This is a genomic window from Achromobacter sp. MFA1 R4 (assembly GCF_900156745.1).
Taxonomy (GTDB): domain Bacteria; phylum Pseudomonadota; class Gammaproteobacteria; order Burkholderiales; family Burkholderiaceae_B; genus Achromobacter.
Map to the genome: position 1 here is coordinate 2,907,085 of NZ_LT707065.1, position 15,623 is coordinate 2,922,707.

The 15,623-nt window shown below is 67.1% G+C and carries 14 protein-coding genes and 1 tRNA gene; 6 read left to right on the forward strand and 9 right to left on the reverse strand.

The window, feature by feature from the left end; all coding sequences use genetic code 11:
• Window positions 1-4 precede the first annotated feature (4 nt).
• Together BXA00_RS13210 and BXA00_RS13215 are read right to left on the reverse strand one after the other, a co-directional pair.
• Window positions 5-1,597, reverse strand: coding sequence for a diguanylate cyclase (locus tag BXA00_RS13210; protein WP_076518898.1), 1,593 nt, complete (start codon window positions 1,595-1,597; stop codon window positions 5-7).
• An 11-nt stretch (window positions 1,598-1,608) separates the two neighbouring features.
• Window positions 1,609-2,256 (reverse strand): TetR/AcrR family transcriptional regulator, encoded by a 648-nt coding sequence (locus BXA00_RS13215; protein WP_076518899.1) that lies wholly within the window; start codon window positions 2,254-2,256, stop codon window positions 1,609-1,611.
• A 114-nt stretch (window positions 2,257-2,370) separates the two neighbouring features.
• Here BXA00_RS13215 and BXA00_RS13220 point away from each other — a divergent pair, with 114 nt between their 5' ends.
• The 4 genes from BXA00_RS13220 to BXA00_RS13235 all read left to right on the forward strand — a co-directional run bounded on the left by BXA00_RS13220 (window position 2,371) and on the right by BXA00_RS13235 (window position 4,646).
• Window positions 2,371-3,117 (forward strand): SDR family oxidoreductase, encoded by a 747-nt coding sequence (locus BXA00_RS13220; protein ID WP_076518900.1) that lies wholly within the window; start codon window positions 2,371-2,373, stop codon window positions 3,115-3,117.
• 125 nt (window positions 3,118-3,242) lie between these two features.
• Window positions 3,243-3,318 (forward strand) — tRNA-Lys (locus BXA00_RS13225).
• Between the two features lie 216 nt (window positions 3,319-3,534).
• Window positions 3,535-3,735 (forward strand): antitoxin VbhA family protein, encoded by a 201-nt coding sequence (locus BXA00_RS13230; protein WP_076518901.1) that lies wholly within the window; start codon window positions 3,535-3,537, stop codon window positions 3,733-3,735.
• A gap of 185 nt (window positions 3,736-3,920) precedes the next feature.
• The gene (locus BXA00_RS13235; protein WP_197685575.1) at window positions 3,921-4,646 is read left to right on the forward strand and encodes a Fic family protein; all 726 of its coding nucleotides are present in this window, start codon (window positions 3,921-3,923) and stop codon (window positions 4,644-4,646) included.
• A 115-nt stretch (window positions 4,647-4,761) separates the two neighbouring features.
• Here the strand turns inward: BXA00_RS13235 and BXA00_RS13240 are convergent, their stop codons facing one another.
• Window positions 4,762-5,031, reverse strand: a complete 270-nt coding sequence (locus BXA00_RS13240) for a PAAR domain-containing protein (protein WP_076518903.1) — start codon at window positions 5,029-5,031, stop codon at window positions 4,762-4,764.
• 20 nt (window positions 5,032-5,051) lie between these two features.
• Window positions 5,052-5,306 carry a hypothetical protein gene (locus BXA00_RS13245; RefSeq protein ID WP_076518904.1) on the reverse strand — a complete coding sequence of 85 codons (255 nt, stop codon included), beginning with the start codon at window positions 5,304-5,306 and terminating at the stop codon, window positions 5,052-5,054.
• 129 nt (window positions 5,307-5,435) lie between these two features.
• Here BXA00_RS13245 and tssA point away from each other — a divergent pair, with 129 nt between their 5' ends.
• Window positions 5,436-6,563, forward strand: coding sequence for a type VI secretion system protein TssA (tssA, locus tag BXA00_RS13250; RefSeq protein ID WP_076518905.1), 1,128 nt, complete (start codon window positions 5,436-5,438; stop codon window positions 6,561-6,563).
• A gap of 124 nt (window positions 6,564-6,687) precedes the next feature.
• Here tssA and BXA00_RS13255 read toward each other — a convergent pair whose 3' ends face one another.
• The 5 genes from BXA00_RS13255 to BXA00_RS13275 form a co-directional block, all read right to left on the reverse strand.
• Complete coding sequence (locus tag BXA00_RS13255; RefSeq protein ID WP_076518906.1) at window positions 6,688-7,482, reverse strand: OmpA family protein; 795 nt, start codon at window positions 7,480-7,482, stop codon at window positions 6,688-6,690.
• Between the two features lie 3 nt (window positions 7,483-7,485).
• The gene (gene tagF, locus BXA00_RS13260) at window positions 7,486-8,469 is read right to left on the reverse strand and encodes a type VI secretion system-associated protein TagF (protein WP_076518907.1); all 984 of its coding nucleotides are present in this window, start codon (window positions 8,467-8,469) and stop codon (window positions 7,486-7,488) included.
• Complete coding sequence (tssM, locus tag BXA00_RS13265; RefSeq protein ID WP_231952251.1) at window positions 8,466-12,233, reverse strand: type VI secretion system membrane subunit TssM; 3,768 nt, start codon at window positions 12,231-12,233, stop codon at window positions 8,466-8,468. The genes tagF and tssM overlap by 4 nt, the downstream gene beginning before the upstream one ends.
• A 66-nt stretch (window positions 12,234-12,299) precedes the next feature.
• Complete coding sequence (locus BXA00_RS13270; RefSeq protein ID WP_076518908.1) at window positions 12,300-13,661, reverse strand: hypothetical protein; 1,362 nt, start codon at window positions 13,659-13,661, stop codon at window positions 12,300-12,302.
• Window positions 13,661-14,512: a M15 family metallopeptidase gene (locus tag BXA00_RS13275; RefSeq protein WP_369825607.1), complete on the reverse strand. Its 852-nt coding sequence runs from the start codon at window positions 14,510-14,512 to the stop codon at window positions 13,661-13,663. The genes BXA00_RS13270 and BXA00_RS13275 overlap by 1 nt, the downstream gene beginning before the upstream one ends.
• Before the next feature lie 192 nt (window positions 14,513-14,704).
• Here BXA00_RS13275 and BXA00_RS13280 point away from each other — a divergent pair, with 192 nt between their 5' ends.
• Window positions 14,705-15,607, forward strand: coding sequence for a hypothetical protein (locus BXA00_RS13280; RefSeq protein WP_156902793.1), 903 nt, complete (start codon window positions 14,705-14,707; stop codon window positions 15,605-15,607).
• Window positions 15,608-15,623: the final 16 nt, after the last annotated feature.

Genomic DNA, 15,623 nt, shown 5'->3' on the forward strand with positions numbered 1-15,623 from the left:
CGGGTCAGGGAGCGGATACCCGCCGGAAACCTTCCGGCACGGCATCGTCCGCCACGCAAACCCCGTCCCGCCCGTGGTTCTTGGCGTAGTAGAGCGCCTGATCCGCCCGCTGCAGAGCGGCGTCCAGCGTCGCGCCCTGTTCCGGATGGTGCGCCACGCCCGCCGAAATGGTGATGGGGGCGGGCAGCGGCGAGGCCTCGCTGGACGCCAGGCGCATGCGCAGCCGCTGCGCGATGGCGATGGCCGCCGTCATGCTGGCGCCCGGCAGCAGCATGACGAATTCCTCTCCCCCCGTGCGCGCGAGCACATCGCCGCCGCGCGAGCACTCACGCATGACTTGCGCCAGCGCCTGCAGCGCCCGATCGCCCGCGGCGTGGCCATAGCGGTCGTTGATGCGCTTGAAGTGGTCGACGTCCACCGCCACGATCGCCACCGGCGTACCCTCGGCCGTCACCAGGGCAAGCGCCTCGTCCATGCCGCGCCGGTTCAAGAGCCCCGTCAACGTATCGGTCGTGCTTTCGCGGCGCAGGTCGGTGAGCTTGTGATGAATCGACGCCAGCCCCATCGACAGCGCGCGCTTGAGCTGCGCGGCCTCGAAATACCATGAGCGGACCTCGCGGATGCGGTCGGCGGAATCCGGATCCTGCATGCGCTTGGCGATGCTGGCCATCTGGCCCAGCGGCCGCGCGATCCAGCGCGACAGCAGCCAGATCAGCGCCACGGCAAGCAGCAACAGCGGCAAGGTGTTGCGCGCCGTAGCCATCAGCAGGTCGCCCAGCGGCTGCAGCGTGCTGGCCACGGGACGCTGGGCGATGATGCTCCAGCCGGTGCTGGCCACGGGTGCGTAGCCCGCCACCATCTCCTGCCCCTCGGCGTCCACAAAACGCCGTCCGCCGGCCTCTCCGCGCCGGGCGGGCGCGAACACCTCGCTGTCGGGCGCGGTCTTGCCAAGCTGGCTGCGATCGGGGTGGTAGATCAGCGTGCCCTTGCGGTCGATGACGTAGAGAAACGACCCGTCGCGGTAGAAGTGCCGGTCCAGCAGCCGGTCCAGCACGTTGTCCTCGTGCAGGTAGAGCGAACCGGCAATGAATCCCAGATACCGGTAATCGCGCGAAAAGATCGGCTGGGTGTAGAGGATCTGCCACCGGCCGTTGCTCGCCTTGAAGGGTTCGCTGATCGTCGGCTGCCGGGCCGCCAGCGCCTCCCTGACCGCATCGCTGACGAGCTGATGCCCCAGCAGTTGCGGGTAGGACGTCGACACCGCCAGCACCTTGCCTTGCGGCGACGCGACGAAGGTGGAATTGAAGTGGCCGAGCTGCTGTTCGAGCCGCCGTGTCTCGGCGGTCATCTGCTCGGGGTGGCTTTCCATGTCGGCCAGGGCGTCGGCGCTGTACGCCAGATAGCGGCGGATGTCGCTGAGCAGGCTGTCGGTGGTGACGGCAAGCTTGGCCGCGTACACCCGGTTCACTTCAAGCGCGTTCTGCAGCAACAGGTCGCGCTGCACCAGGTAACTGGCGTGCAGGCCGCCCGCCAGCACCACAATGACCGACAGCAGGCTGATCCACAGGATGAGACGCCGAAGGTCAACGCGGAACATGACGGCATCCGTCAGTTGCGGGCGCGACCCGGGGGAGCGCCGGAGGGGGGCGTCACGTCGCCGGCCAGTGCGTCCCAGGCGCGCATCGCCTGCCGCGCCACCGCCTGCAGCGTTTTGCGGCTGGCGCCGTCGCGGGCCTGGATGGACATGCCGTGCAGCACCGTCGTGTAAAAGGCCGCCAGTCCCTTCAGGTCGGCCCCGGCGGGCAGTTCGCCTTGCGCGGCGCCCGCGCTCAGGCGCGCCAGGATGCGGCTCTGCATCTCGCGCCGGTTGTCCCCCAGAAAATCGCCCACGCCGGCGTGGCTTTCACAGCCGGCGGGCGCGCCCAGCACGATCATGCAGCCGGGCGGCAGGCCCGGCGTCGTGAAGCGTTCGGCGGACGCAAGCAGCATCGCGTGCATGGCATCGCGCGCGGTCGGGGCCTCGAGCAGCGCGCGCCGCGCGGAACCTCCCTCGGTTTCCCGGTAGAGCGCGACGGCTTCGCGGAACAGGCTCTCCTTGGACCCGAACGCCCCATAAAGACTGGGCGAATTGATGCCCATCGCTTCCGTCAGATCGGTCAGCGATGCTCCTTCATATCCCTTCGACCAGAAAACTTCCATGGCCTTCTTCAAAGCCTGGTCACGGTCAAAGTTCCGGGGGCGCCCACGTTCAGCCATGCCCGCGATTTTACCCGCGCGGCCTATTTTGTGTTGATCGATAAAAAATTGTTGACGCGAGGCGACGGCCGCGGCGATGATATTTGTACTGATCAATACAAAATGAGGTTGAAGATGCAGAACCTGAACGGAAAAGTGGCCTTCGTCACCGGCGGCAGCCGCGGCATCGGCGCCGCCATCGTGCGACGCCTCGCCGCCGACGGCGCGGACGTGGCCTTCACCTACGTCAGCGCTTCCTCCGCCGCGCCCGCGCAGGTGCTGGTGCAGGAACTGGCGGCGCAGGGCCGCCGCGCCAGGGCGATCCAGGCCGATTCCGCGGACGCCGCCGCGGTCAGCCACGCCGTAAAAGAGGCCATCCGCGAACTCGGCCCGGTCGACATCCTGGTCAACAACGCCGGCGTCTTCCTGGCCGGCGCCATCGGCGACGCCAGCCTGGACGACTACGAGCGCACAATGGACATCAACGTGCGCGCCCCGTTCGTCGCCATCCAGGCAGCGCAGGCGTCCATGCTCGACGGCGGACGCATCATCAACATCGGCAGTTGCCTGGCCGCCCGCGCAGGCCGCGCCGGCGTCGCGCTCTACGCCGCCAGCAAGGCCGCGCTGGTCGGCCTGACCCAGGGCCTGGCGCGCGACCTGGGCCCGCGCGGCATCACGGTAAACATCGTCCACCCCGGCCCCATCGACACCGACATGAACCCCGCCGACGGCGACCGCGCCGCGGACCTGGTGGCCGTGCTGTCCTTGCCCCACTACGGCGAACCCCGCGACATCGCCGGAACAGTGGCCTTCCTGGCCGGCCCCGAAGGCCGCTACCTCACCGGCGCCAGCCTCGCCGTGGACGGCGGCTACGCGGCGTGATGCCGATCCGCATCAAATTTTTTGCAGGACGACTTGCACAAAGAAAAAAAGCCCCATATAATCTTTCTTCTTCGCAGCACACACATAATGAAACGCAACAGCGATTCCGAAGTGAGTGACTTGCAGGGCTGTTAGCTCAGTTGGTAGAGCAGCGGACTCTTAATCCGTAGGTCGAGTGTTCGAGCCACTCACAGCCCACCAGAATTCTCTAGTAGTACCAATGACAAACGCCACCCGCCTGGGTGGCGTTTGTCATTGCGGGTCAGGATCGACGGTTGCCCGTCGCGGCTCGCGCAGCATTTGACGGCCCCGATCAGGGCAACGCGCATGGACGGCCGGGTGTGCCGAATCGGACGCTTCGCGCCCTGGAACCTTGCCCCCTGAGTTAAAATAGCTTTTCTTAACCAGGGGAACGCCATGTCGACATTTTCGACCCAGTTCGACGCCGACCGTGCGATTCGTAACGCCGTGGCCCATCAGCGCCTCGAAGGAGTCGAGGCCGACCCGCGAACCATCAGCGAATTGCATCGTGTGGCCAAAGGTGAGATCCAATTCGCGGATGTGATTCGACATCTGAAGCAGAGAATCGCCTCGGGCGACTTTCAGAAGCCGGCTTAATCAGCCGGCTTTTTTCTGTCGATCGCTTTCGCCGCCGACGATGGCCAAGTATCCAGTAGACACCTTGGACCCCTATGTGGACCCAGCGACGGGTGTCCTGAAAAACAGGTTGGGAATTTCTGATCCTGAACTGCTGGAGCGGGCTGAAGCAACGTTCGCCGCCGTGCGGTCCTACGAGATGGCTGTTGAGCCCGTGCACGGATCATTCGACCTGGCTCACTTGCAGCGCATCCACCAAGCGCCTATTTGGCGATGTGTATGACTGGGCTGGTGAGATTCGAACCGTCGATATCTCGAAAGGCAACACGCGCTTCGCAAGCTTCTTGCAGATCAAGCCGTACGCGCCGACGATCACCGGCGCTTTGTCCCATGAGAACTTTCTTAAAGGGCTCGATAGCGACGCTTTCAGTGCACGCGCAGGCGAAATCCTGGGCGAGCTGAATGTCCTTCATCCCTTCCGCGAGGGGAACGGAAGATCGCTGCGCGAGTATATAGGCCAGCTTGCGCATGGGGCGGGGTACGGGATCGATTGGCAGGCGGTCAACCGCGAGGAAATGATTGAGGCGTCCATTCGTGCTTATCACGGGGACGCTAACGGCCTGATCCGGCTGATACGCGCGAACATTCAGGATCTGGATCAGGAACTTGCCGTGAGCCTGGCGAAGGCCACCGCTGGCGACAAGGTGCAGATCTACTCAGCGATGAATGGGCAGACGTACCAAGGCCCTATCATCGGGACCACGCAACGATATGTGGTGCAGGCATCGGGGCCTGCAATGATCCTCCACGCGCGCCAGGCGTTGGAGAATCCTGAGACTTTGGCCCAGAAGGAGCCGGTGGAAATTCGATACGCGCTTGGCGGTGTCGGCACCGTGGCGGTCCCTTCGAACACCCGCGAGCGTGACCTATAGCGGCTGCGCGACAGTGCGGCGAATCGCGGACCAGAGCCTGATCACCAATCTCGTTCCGACCTGCCTTTCAAGCGTCCTTTTGAAGGGATAGACCCAGGCACAACCGCACACCCCCTCAACCATATTCCAACTGATAAAAATGCTGGCTAGCGATCAACGTCGCCCCGCACGACGTGCGCATGCCTTCCAGCGCCGTCATGCGGTCCGAGCTGACGTTCTGCACGCCTTCGACGATGGTGTGGGTGTCGCCGCATTGCGGGCAGGTGACGCGGTCGCCGACGCGGGCCATGGGTTGGCCGAAGATGACGACGGTTTCGTCGCCGGTCACGACGACGCCGCCGTGCGAGGTTCTATCGCCTTTGCGGATGACGGAGCGTTGGGACATGGTGCGCGCGAGAAAGTGATTTACAGATACGAGCCGTCCGGCGCGAGCCGCGCGGGGCCGACCACGAAGGTACCGTCGGGCGCCATGCGCACGGGGCCGCCGCCGCCTTTGTACGAGCCGTCCGGCGCGCGTTGCGGGGTTCCGGCCACGTAGGTGCCGTCCGGCGCCCGGGTGATCGGGCCGTTTCCGCCAACGAGGGTGCCGTCGGGCGCGCGGCGCGGGGTGCCGGCAATGAAGCGCCCGTCGGGCAGCATGCGGATCGATTTCGTCGTCATGAAGGCTCCTCGGTAGAGCGCAAATCATAGCGAAGCATCGTGATGCGCTTTGTAATAGGACGTGTCATCTTTGAACGTTATACGTAAACAGTTGTGGGATGATTTGCGCCTACTTACATGCTTGCGCCTATGACCGACATCAACGCCTTGTTGCAACCGATTCCCGGCGACGCGCCTTGCGGCGTCGATCTGGTTTTTTCGCCTGAGTTCGACGCGATACGCGAGGCGCGTCGGCATGATGATCCGCAACTCGACCAGGGCGACTGGGTCATCGACCTGAAAGAGGCCGACTGGCCGGAGGTGACGCGCATTTGCACGACGGTGCTGCGCGATCGCAGCAAAGACATCCGCATTGCGTCCTGGCTGGCGGAAGCCTGGGCCAAGACGCGCGGATTTGCCGGCCTGCGCGATGGGTATCTGCTGATCGATGGGCTTTGCCGCGATTACTGGGAGGGCCTGCATCCGGTGCCGGAAGATGGCGACGTGCAGCAGCGCGTCGGCAATCTGGCGTGGCTGTTGTCGCGGTCGCAGCAGCTTATCGGCGAGATTCCGCTGACCCAGGCCGATGGCGCGCGTTACGGCGCGGTGCTGTGGGAGGCGGCGAGCCAGTTGGCCAATGCCGTCAAACGCACGCCGGACAACGCCCATGAACTGACGCGCGGCAAGCTGACGCTGGACCGCTTCGATGCCGCGCGGCGCGATACGCCGCCGTCGTTCTATTCCGAGCTGGATGTGCAGCTCGACGGTTGTGCGCAGGCGCTCGCGCAATTGGAGCGCACGCTGGACGAGCGGCTGGGCGAAGACAGCCCGGCGTTCTCGCGCGTGCGCGAGTCGCTGCGCACTGTCAGGGAGCTGGTGCATCGGTTCGCGCGCGACGCCGGCCTGCTGGTCCGCGCCGACCAGGCAGCGGCCCCGCCGCCCGCGTCCATCGCGCCCGCGGAGCCTGTCCGAGTGGAGCCCACCTTGTCCGCCACCAATTCTCATCCCGCCGTCGATGCGCCGGCGCACGGCGCTGCACCGGCCGCCGCGCGCGGCCCCATCCAGACCCGCGAACAGGCGCTGGCGCAATTGCGCGAAGTGGCCGAATTCTTCCGGCGCACCGAGCCGCACAGTCCGGTCGCGTATCTGGCCGAGAAGGCGGCGAGCTGGGGCGAAATGTCCTTGCACCTGTGGCTGCGCACGGTGGTCAAGAACGACGAAACGCTGTCGGGCCTGGAAGAGCTGCTCGGTATCAAGAAGGCCGGCGAGGGCAGTTGAGGCGGCCTGGCCGCCGCATGACGTGGCGAGCCGGCGCGCGGGGACCGCGGCGCCGGCCGGGCGCACCCCCTGTCATGCGCCGGCGTGGCGGGACCGGCCCGGTCCCGCTGCCCGCCACGCACCCTTACCGCGCCGCGCGGAATTCGATGCGACGGTTCTTGGCGCGGCCTTCCGGCGTGGCGTTGGTGGCCACCGGCTGGTCGGGGCCCGCGCCCATGGCCTCGAAGCGCGACACCGGCAGTCCCTTGTCCACCAGATAATCCCGCACCGCGTCCGCGCGGGCCTGGCTGAGCGCCAGGTTGGTGCTGCGGCTGCCGGAGCTGTCCGTGTGGCCGATGATCTGGATCTTGTCGGCGCGCAGCTTGGGCACCGCGTCGGCCACCCGGTCCAGCAGCTCGCGGCCGCGCGCCGTCAAGCGGGCGCTGCCGGTCTCGAACTCAACGACCCGATTGCTCAGCAGGTTGTCCAGCACGTCCTGCTCGTCCTTGCTGGCCGACACGCGCAAGCCGTTGACGATCTTGTAGGTGGGATTGAGCGAAGTCGCGAAGGTGCTGGCGATCTGCTGGCGCGAGGCTTCGTTGTCCACCTCGCCGCGCAGCCGGATCTGCGTGCCGTCGATTTCAAGCTGGCCACGGTTGATCTGCTTGAGCGGACTGTCCAGCAGCTTGCCGACGTGTTGCGACCAGTTGGGCGGTGCCACGACGCCGCCCACATCGATGCGGTCGATCACGTTGCCCACGCCATACACTTTTTGCAGCCGTTGCAGCACGTCGGCCTTGGTGGCCTCGTCCGGCACCGCGCCGCTGGCGACCACCTGGCCGGGTTGGGGAATGACATTGGCCGGAACCACCGTGGCCGCGTCCTGGGCATAGGCCGACCAGGAGCAGGCGGCGGCCAGGACCAGAGAGAGAGTGCGCATGTCCTAGGCTCCGATAAAGACTTCGCGGAAAGTTTCCAGCGCCTGCCGCAGGGACAGCCGCGGTTGATCCAGATAGCTCGACAGCTTGGCCAGGCCGTGGCTGGCATTGACGTGGTCACGCACCCAGGGCGCGTCTTCCAGCACGATGTAGTGCTGCGACAGGGTTTGCGGCGTCGACAGCAGCGTCGCCAGCGTCTGGGGCGATGCGCCGCGGAAGCCCACCACCAGCCGGTGCTTGCCCGCGATCCGCCCGATGAAAATGGCGATCTCGAAATCGGCGCGGGTGAGGAACGGCGCGATGAGCGTCATCCAGTAGGTCGCGACCAGATTGATGTAGAGCGGGTCGTCCGGCAGGGGCAGCGCCAGGCCGGTGTCCAGCTGCGATGAGCCGCTGGACATGACCGGCGCGAGCAGGATGCCCAGCGCCAGCACGATGTCGTGCATGTTGGCGGCGTGGCCGTTGCTGCGCAGCATGGCTTCCACCCGCTCGATCGTCTGCAGGTCGATGAAGGCGTCGAATCCGTCATCGGCGGCCGTGCGGATTTCGCCTTCCAGGTCATTCAGCGTCTGCAGCACGGCAGCCGGGTCGCCTTCCTGCATCAGGCGCGAGGCGGCCGCATCCATGCGATTCCACATGCGGCTGAAGGCCAGCGGGCTGCGCGCGATGAAGTCCAGCGGGCGCGACACTTCCACGGAGGTCGCGCTGATGAAGGGAAAGCGCCGCCCGGACTGGTCCCGGCTGGGCTGCAGATGGCCGGCGATGGCCAGCTTTCCGCGCGAGCCCAGCACCGCGAATGGCACCGGCTGCGCCTCGTCGTACAGGGCTTTCCAGTGCGGGTCCTGCGCCAGGATCTCCATGGTGTTGGCGACCCAGGCGTCCAGCGTCGCCATCAACTGCGGATGCGAGGTGTTCTTGACGAAGTCGCCACGCGACGGAATCTTGCCGAAGTAGGCCGTACGGAACATGGGGGACTGCGGATGGCTCATTGCTGCGCTCCGGCAGGCGTCGGGGCGACGGAGGGTTGAGAGGACGTGCCCGCGACCGTGGCGGGCAGGCGCAGGTTGCGCAGGCCCTGGCTGCCCGGCTCGGTGCCGCCGGCGCTGGCGGCCTGGGCATTGCTGATGATGCGCAGCCGGACCGGGACGGTGATGTTGGACTTGGTCCAGCTCATCTCGAAGCTGCCGTCCGGGTTGGGCTTGCGCTGGGCGCCGGAAATCAGGCGCTCCAGGCCGAAGCGGCCGGGCTCGTTCACGATTTCGACCACGGTGCCATCGAAGGCGGTGGCCGTGATGCGCGCGCCGGGCGCGCCTTGCGCGTTGGGCCAGACGAAGTTGACCCATTGCGGCGGCGTGTTGCGGTAGCGCAGTTGCTGGCCGTCGATCTCGATGGTGTATTCCGTGATCCCGCCCGCGGGCTTGGGCTGGATCTGGAAGAGGGTCTGCGGCTGGCTGGCCGCGCCCGAACCGGCCGCGCCACCCGACAGCGGCGCGACCCATTGTGCGAAGTTGGCGGTGAACGACGGTTGCAGATCGATGCCCATGTCGCCCCACGTGCGGGCCGTGAGGATGTCGCCCCGGCGCACGGTCAGCGGCCCCAGGGTTTCATTGACGTACTTGGCGATGCTGCCCTGCGGGCCGAACACCTGCGCGATCTCTTCGCCGCTGGCTTCCAGGCCCGCCTTGGTCGAGAACGGATACTTCTCCGACAGGTTCTGCATGAAGGCCTGATAGACCTGCGCGTTCCAGACCTTGTTCAGCTCGGCCTGGGCCGGCTGCATGACGACGGCGTAGCCCTGGATCAGCGGGCGCACCAGCAGCGGCCGCAGCGTCTCGCGCTGCGCCGGCGTCAGGCCGGCGAGCATCTGCTCGTCCACCAGCTTGAGCGCGTCGGCCAGTTCCGAATCCTTGCCTTCCAGCGTCTGGCGCATCAGCAGCAACGCGCCCGGGCCGGGATCGCCCTGGTTGTTGATCTGGTTAAAGCGCGTGCGGATCTTGGACAGGGCATTCATGTAATTGCCCAGCAGGGACTGGTTGTCGCGCGTGACGACCAGGCGCGCCACGTCGGAGAACTCGCGGCCCACCGGTCCCATCGGAATCTGCTCGCCGCCCGGCGCCGCCTCGGTCGGCTCGGGCTGGTTCTGGCGCAGGATCACGCGCTTGAACCAGGCCACGACGCCGGTCTGCGCCTGCGCAATGCCGGTGTTGATCAGCGACGGGTTGTCCCAGGAGGTCTGTTCGTACGTGGTGTTGATGAGCTTGACCAGCGGCGAGTTCTGCGGGTCGCCCAGGCGGTTCATGCCCTGCACCGCCTGATCGAAGCTCGTAAAGGGCTTGATGGTGACCCCGCGCAGCATCTTCTGCCACTCCTGCGCGTACTCGGTCTTGTACATCGTCGCCAGGCTCTTCTGGATCTGCTCGGGGCTGCCTTCCAGCGTGAGATCGTCGCGCGCATTCACGCCCAGCACCCAGTCGCTGGTCTGCACTTCGTGGCGCGCGGCTTCGCCGATGGCCGGTTCGATGTACTGCTCCCAGGCCTCGCGCGTGAACGTGCCCGGCACCGCGTAGCTGCCCGCCACGATGGCGGCGTCGGCCTCGCCCATGATGCGCGCGACGGTCATCGCGGGGAAGCGCGTGGCGGCGCGCGCCTTCAGCGTGGCATAGGCGCGTTCGCGCGCTGGCATGCCCTGCATCACGCTGCGCAGGTTGCCGCGCGTGCGTTCCACCATGGCGAGGTTAGTTTCGATCTGCGGCCAGTCCGCATCGGCGGCACGCGCCACGTAGAACGAGATCAGGCGCTCGGCGCTGCGGATCAATTGGTCGCGCGGCATGGCGCCGCGGTTGGTCTCCAGCCATCCGCGCCAGAACCGTGTGATCTGGTCGGACAGGTGCGTGGGGTCCACGTGTTCGCGGTTGGCCATCATCAGGTACGTCTTGAGCGCGTTATAGGCGTCGTCGACGTTGGTGGGCGAGGCGTCCTGGAACAGCGTATCGCCGGCATTGGCGCGCACCGGCTGGGCCTGTGGCGGCGTCGCCGCGCGAGCGGCGCCGGCCGCCGCGGCCTGCGAGACGTCCACGCGGCCCAGATAATCTTCCAGGCTGGCCTTGACCGGCACCAGCATGAACTGGCGCAGGCCGTTGTAGTACTCGGCCAGCAGGCGCTGCTTGAGCACGTCGCCCTGGTACAGGCCCAGGCCCAGCGACAGCGGCCGGCTCGTCGAATAGCGGTCCAGCTGCTCGATGCGGTCCTGCAGGATCTCCATGGCTTCCAGGCGGCTTTGCAGGTCGGTGCGTTCGCTTTGCAGGCGCACCACCTTGTCCAGGTCCGCCTGCACATTGCTGGCCAGTTGCCGGTTGCCCAGGTACGACCAGCTCCAGCCGCCCAGCACCAGTCCCAACGCCAGCACCAGGCCGAAGAAGGTCAGGTAGCGCATGCGGACCTTGTTCGGGCTGGCGTGCTGGCGCACCAGTTTCTTGTCGGCGAAGATCACGCTGGAGAACAGGTCGCGCAGGAAGAACCCATTGTGCGAGGTCACGCTGCGCGCCGCTTCGCGCGAGGCGGGACGCAAGGCGAAGCGTTCCGCGAGCTTCTCGGTCGAGGTGCTGCGCGACACGCCTTCCTGCAGCGCGCTGGTGAAGTAAAAGCCCCGGAATACGGGCTTGTACTGGAACGGGTTGGTTTCGAACAGCGTGGACAGAAAGGTGCGCAGCGCCGGCTTGATGCCGGCGAATTCCAGCGGGAAGGTCAAGAGCCCCGGAGGCAGGGCGCCGCTGCGTCGCAGCGAGATCTGCGCCGTGCCCATTTCCTTCAGGCCTTCATAGAGCTCGTCGAAGCGTTCGTCGAACAGCGCCAGCACATCGCGGCTTTCGTCGGCGCCGTACGGCAGCGTCGCGCCCCAGACGCGGTCGCGCTCGCGCGCGTCGGCATCGGCGAAGAACTCGGAAAAACCCGCGATCAGGTCGGCCTTCGTGAAAATCACATATACCGGCGCGAAGACTTCCAGCCGGTCGGTCAGCTCCTGCACGCGCTGGCGCAGGTTCTTGGCCAGGTTGATGGCGAACTCGGGGCCGGCGTCCGTCAGCTCGCTGATGCTGGCCGCCACGATGATGCCGTTGATCGGCGCCTTCGGGCGATGCCGCTTGAGCAGATCCAGAAAGCTCATCCACTCGTTGCGGTCTTCTTCGTGCACCGAATAGCGGCCGGCCGTGTCCAGCAGGATGCCTTCCGTGGTGAAGAACCAGTCGCAGTTGCGCGTGCCGCCCACGCCGCGCACGGCCGCGCCGTTCTTGTCGGCAAAGGGGAACTGCAGGCCCGAATTGATGACGGCGCTGCTCTTGCCCGCCGCGGGGTTGCCGATGACGATGTACCAGGGCAGCTCGTACAGCGCCTCGTTGCCGGACGTCTGGCCGATCTTGGACGTCTTGATGGTGCGCACGGCCTGCGCCAGGCGGGTGCGCAGCGCGTCGATTTCGCTGCGGTTGGCGGCGGGGCTGGCGGCGGCACCCGCCTGCACCTGCTGTTCCAGCATGTCGCCCAGTTTCTGGTTGGCGCGCCGCGTGCGGCGCCGCCGCCAGAGGTAGACGCAGAGCCACAGGAGCAGCAGCACGCCCAGCGCCGCGCCCGCCCAGGACAGGCCGATCTGCAGGGTGTCTGCGAAAAGGAAAAGGAAAACGGCCAGCGCGATCAGGCCGATGAGCATGAAGGTGCGCGGGTTGGCGAACGCGCGCCCGGTCCAGTAGCGCGCGTCGCTCATGGCGCTGGAAAATCGAGAAAGCAATCCTGATGGGCTACGCATGGTTTTCGCTGTTTTTTTTAGGGGTCAGGCGGTGGCGCTGGCTGCTGGCCGGGAGACCAGCGCGGCAGCGCGCAATGCGGGGTCTTGCAGGGTAAGGGCCAGCACCGGCTGGTCGAAGCGCAGGCAGGTTTCGCCGGCCACGGCCAACGTCAGCAGCGACGCCGCCACGCCGGTGTGGCCACAGGCCACGCCGACGGCCTGGCAGTCTTTGCCGGCATCCAGGTGGGGAAACAATTGCGCGGCCACGCCCAGCGGTTCCAGCGGGCGGCTGCCGCGGTGATCGGCGTCGCTGACGAGGTGCACGACGCTGTCGGGCGAGACGTCGGCGGCGTTGAGCAGATCGCGCGCCAGGTCCGCCAGCGGCGCTTCGGCCTGGGCGCCGCGCGCGTCGGCCGACTTCTGCCGCTGCAGCACGGGCGACAGCGTGACCCGCAGGTCCGCGTCGGCATCGGGCGGCGCCAGCAGCAGGCCGGCGGCCGCTTCGCCCGGAACGCGGCCCTGCGGATTGGCGTGCGTCAACAGCATGGACAAGCCATCCCACTGGACGACCTGTGCCGCGTCGATATAGCCGTCGCCAGCCAGCACGATGCGCCATTGCGGTTGGGCTTTGGCGTCGCGCGGCTCGCTGGCGAGCTGACGCAGCAGATGGTCGGCCGCCATGGCGTCTTGGGCCGGATGTTCGGCGGTGCTGATGCGGGCATCGGGCCAGGCGCCGGCGGCCGCGCGCACGGCCGCGAGCGCGCGCAGGCGCGCGGCTTCGGGCCAGTGGGCCGGCATCAGCACGTCCAGGCGCAACAGCGGCCAGTCTTCTTCGCGCGCGGGCACGTCCAGCTCGGTCACGCGCGCATGCGCATCGCGGGTCAGGGCGCTTGCGATTTCGGTCAGCAAGGCGGTGACGCGCAAGGGGGCCGTGGCCAAGGCTTCCGGCGGCGCGCCCAGATCGCGCGCGGCCGCGTACAGCTCCATGTCGTCCATGCCGGGTACGCGCGCGGCGAAGATCGGAAAGCCCTGCGGCGTCTTGAGTTCGGGGTCCAGCTCGGGACGCTTGTGTTCGGCCAGCGCCTCGACGATGGCCGGAGCGTCGGCGCCCGCGGCGGCGCGCGCGGCGACCGCCGCGAGCCGCAGTTCGGCCGGGCGGGCCGGCACGTCGGCCGGCACATCTGTTCCGGCCTGGACGGGCGCAGCCTTGGGGGCGCGGGCGGCTCGCACGAGACGCGCGCCCACCAGGAAGGCAATCAGGATCGCCAGCGGCAACGCAAACAGATACAGGCCGATGTCCACGGCGGTGGGCAGGGTGCGCGACTCCTGCCACCAGATGATGACGGCCAGCCATGCGACGGCGAACAGGGCCAGGACGAGCAGCCCCTTTTTCAACACGCGAGCCATTATTTCGCGGCCTCCCGCGCCCGTTGCATGACGCCAGGCCGGCGCAACTCCACGTGGCCGAAGTCCATCATCTTCCAGCGGCCGCCCCAGGTCAGGCCGACAAGCTCCGCCGTCTCGCCGAACAGCTCATAGCCGCGCATCGCCCAGGGGTCTTTCTCCGAAATCACGATCTTGCCGTCGCGATAGAACGCGCTGTCCGCGGCCAGGCCAAACTGGTGATAGCTCTGGAACGCGCCGGCGTTGGTCACGTGCGAGCCCATGCCGGCCAGCTCTTGCTGCCGCTCGGGACTGCGATAGCCCTCGATCAGCGCCATTTCATAGCCATGCTGCTCGCGCATGATGCGATAGGCCAGCAGCAGCCGCTGACGGAAGTCGGCATCCAGCAGATCCCAGTTCCGGCTCGCGCCGCCCAGCTTCGGACGCACCAGTTCCACTTCGCGCGTGGTGAACGCTTCGGGGGGCAGGGCGGGGGGCGGAGCCAGTCTTTCGCCTTCCAGCAAGGCCTGGATCCGGGGGTCCGGACCGGTCATCGAGGTGCTGTAAACGAATGTGTGATTGTGTCGCATGACGAAAGCGAAAAGTGACGGAACGGACACAACTGTCAGCCCGATCGCCACCTGCCACCGGTACCTTGAAACCCAGTCCATCCACGCGCCGACCCCTTTGCCGATGGCGCCCGCGGTGCCGCCCACGGCGCCTCCCGCATGGGTCGCGCCACGCGTTGCGCCCCGCGCCACGCCCGTTACGCACGCGCGCAATCCCCGCACCGCGCCTTGTCGCAGAGCCGGGAAAAACAGGAGCGCGGAGACGCCCACCGCCAGTAAAAAATACAGGGGCAGTAGCAACAGCAAGATGTGTCCCTCATGTGAAGGCGTAATCTTTTGTTCTATTCGCCCATGAGGCAAGTGCTCGGGCGTTGCAAACAGCGTCGGAGCCTTAGAAATCGTAACAAGAATCGATGATTGAAAGACCCCTATCGGGTATTCTCGGCGGGCTTGGTTACAGGGGGGCTGCACACGCCTCCTGCTGACACGGGAATCCGCATGGCAGAAGAGAAAAAAGACGCTCGCCCCACGATGACCGCGCCGAGTCTGCTCGGCGCATCACGCGCCGCGCGTGGCGATGCCGACTCGACGCGAATCCTGGCCGCACTGGAAGGACGTGCGCCGCAAATCGAGGCCAACCCCCTGACGACAACGCGCGGCTCGCGCGCCCGCCGCTGGATGGCGCTGGCGGTGGTGCTGGCGCTGCTGGCGGGCGGCATCGTCTGGACGATTCACGAGGAAGGCGCCGCGCCGATGGTGGCGCAGGCCCCTGCCGCCGCGCCTGGGTCCGTGCCTGGGTCCGTGTCCACTTCCACTCCCGCGCCTTCCACGCAGCAGGCATCGAATTCCCCGTCGTCCGCGGCCACCGCCAACAATCCGCTCGCCGCCTTGGAAAGCCCGCCCGAAGTGGCCTCCATCATCGATGAAGCGCCGCCCGCGCGCGATGCGAACCTGGGACGCGGCGAACCCGACCCGCAAGGCGAGCCCACCAACCCCCTGTCCGTGCTGGCGATGACGCCGTCACCGGCCGCCGCAGCGCCCGCGCCCGGTCCCACACGCCAGGCCGCGGCGCAACTCGCGCAGCAGGCCAATGCGCCGCGCGCGGCCAAGCCCGCCGCGCCGGTGCCGGGCAAGAACACCCGGCCCGCCGATAAGGATGCCGCGCTCTTGTCGGCGCTCATGAGCTACGGCCTGCCGCCGGCATCGCCGCCGGGCACGCGCGTCTATAAGACGGAGGGCGTCTTCATGCGCGAAATGCCAGGCTCGCCGTTGTCCGAGCGGCTGAAGGAATGCCGCAGGCTGAGCTTCATCGAGAGCGAGCAGTGCCGCCTGCGCGTGTGCGCAGGCCAATGGGGCACGGCAGTGGAATGCCCCACGCCGCAGGCCACGATCGAACCCTGAATTTCTTCCGGCCGGA

Bases quoted from the DNA above. Each gene is read 5' to 3' on its own strand.
- tssM (WP_231952251.1), bottom strand. From the start codon at position 12,233: ATGAGCGACGCGCGCTACTGGACCGGGCGCGCGTTCGCCAACCCGCGC.
- BXA00_RS13255 (WP_076518906.1), bottom strand. From the start codon at position 7,482: ATGCGCACTCTCTCTCTGGTCCTGGCCGCCGCCTGCTCCTGGTCGGCC.
- BXA00_RS13215 (WP_076518899.1), bottom strand. From the start codon at position 2,256: ATGGCTGAACGTGGGCGCCCCCGGAACTTTGACCGTGACCAGGCTTTG.
- BXA00_RS13240 (WP_076518903.1), bottom strand. From the start codon at position 5,031: ATGTCCCAACGCTCCGTCATCCGCAAAGGCGATAGAACCTCGCACGGC.
- BXA00_RS13210 (WP_076518898.1), bottom strand. From the start codon at position 1,597: ATGTTCCGCGTTGACCTTCGGCGTCTCATCCTGTGGATCAGCCTGCTG.
- BXA00_RS13230 (WP_076518901.1), top strand. From the start codon at position 3,535: ATGTCGACATTTTCGACCCAGTTCGACGCCGACCGTGCGATTCGTAAC.
- BXA00_RS13245 (WP_076518904.1), bottom strand. From the start codon at position 5,306: ATGACGACGAAATCGATCCGCATGCTGCCCGACGGGCGCTTCATTGCC.
- BXA00_RS13270 (WP_076518908.1), bottom strand. From the start codon at position 13,661: ATGGCTCGCGTGTTGAAAAAGGGGCTGCTCGTCCTGGCCCTGTTCGCC.
- tagF (WP_076518907.1), bottom strand. From the start codon at position 8,469: ATGAGCCATCCGCAGTCCCCCATGTTCCGTACGGCCTACTTCGGCAAG.
- tssA (WP_076518905.1), top strand. From the start codon at position 5,436: ATGACCGACATCAACGCCTTGTTGCAACCGATTCCCGGCGACGCGCCT.
- BXA00_RS13220 (WP_076518900.1), top strand. From the start codon at position 2,371: ATGCAGAACCTGAACGGAAAAGTGGCCTTCGTCACCGGCGGCAGCCGC.
- BXA00_RS13280 (WP_156902793.1), top strand. From the start codon at position 14,705: ATGGCAGAAGAGAAAAAAGACGCTCGCCCCACGATGACCGCGCCGAGT.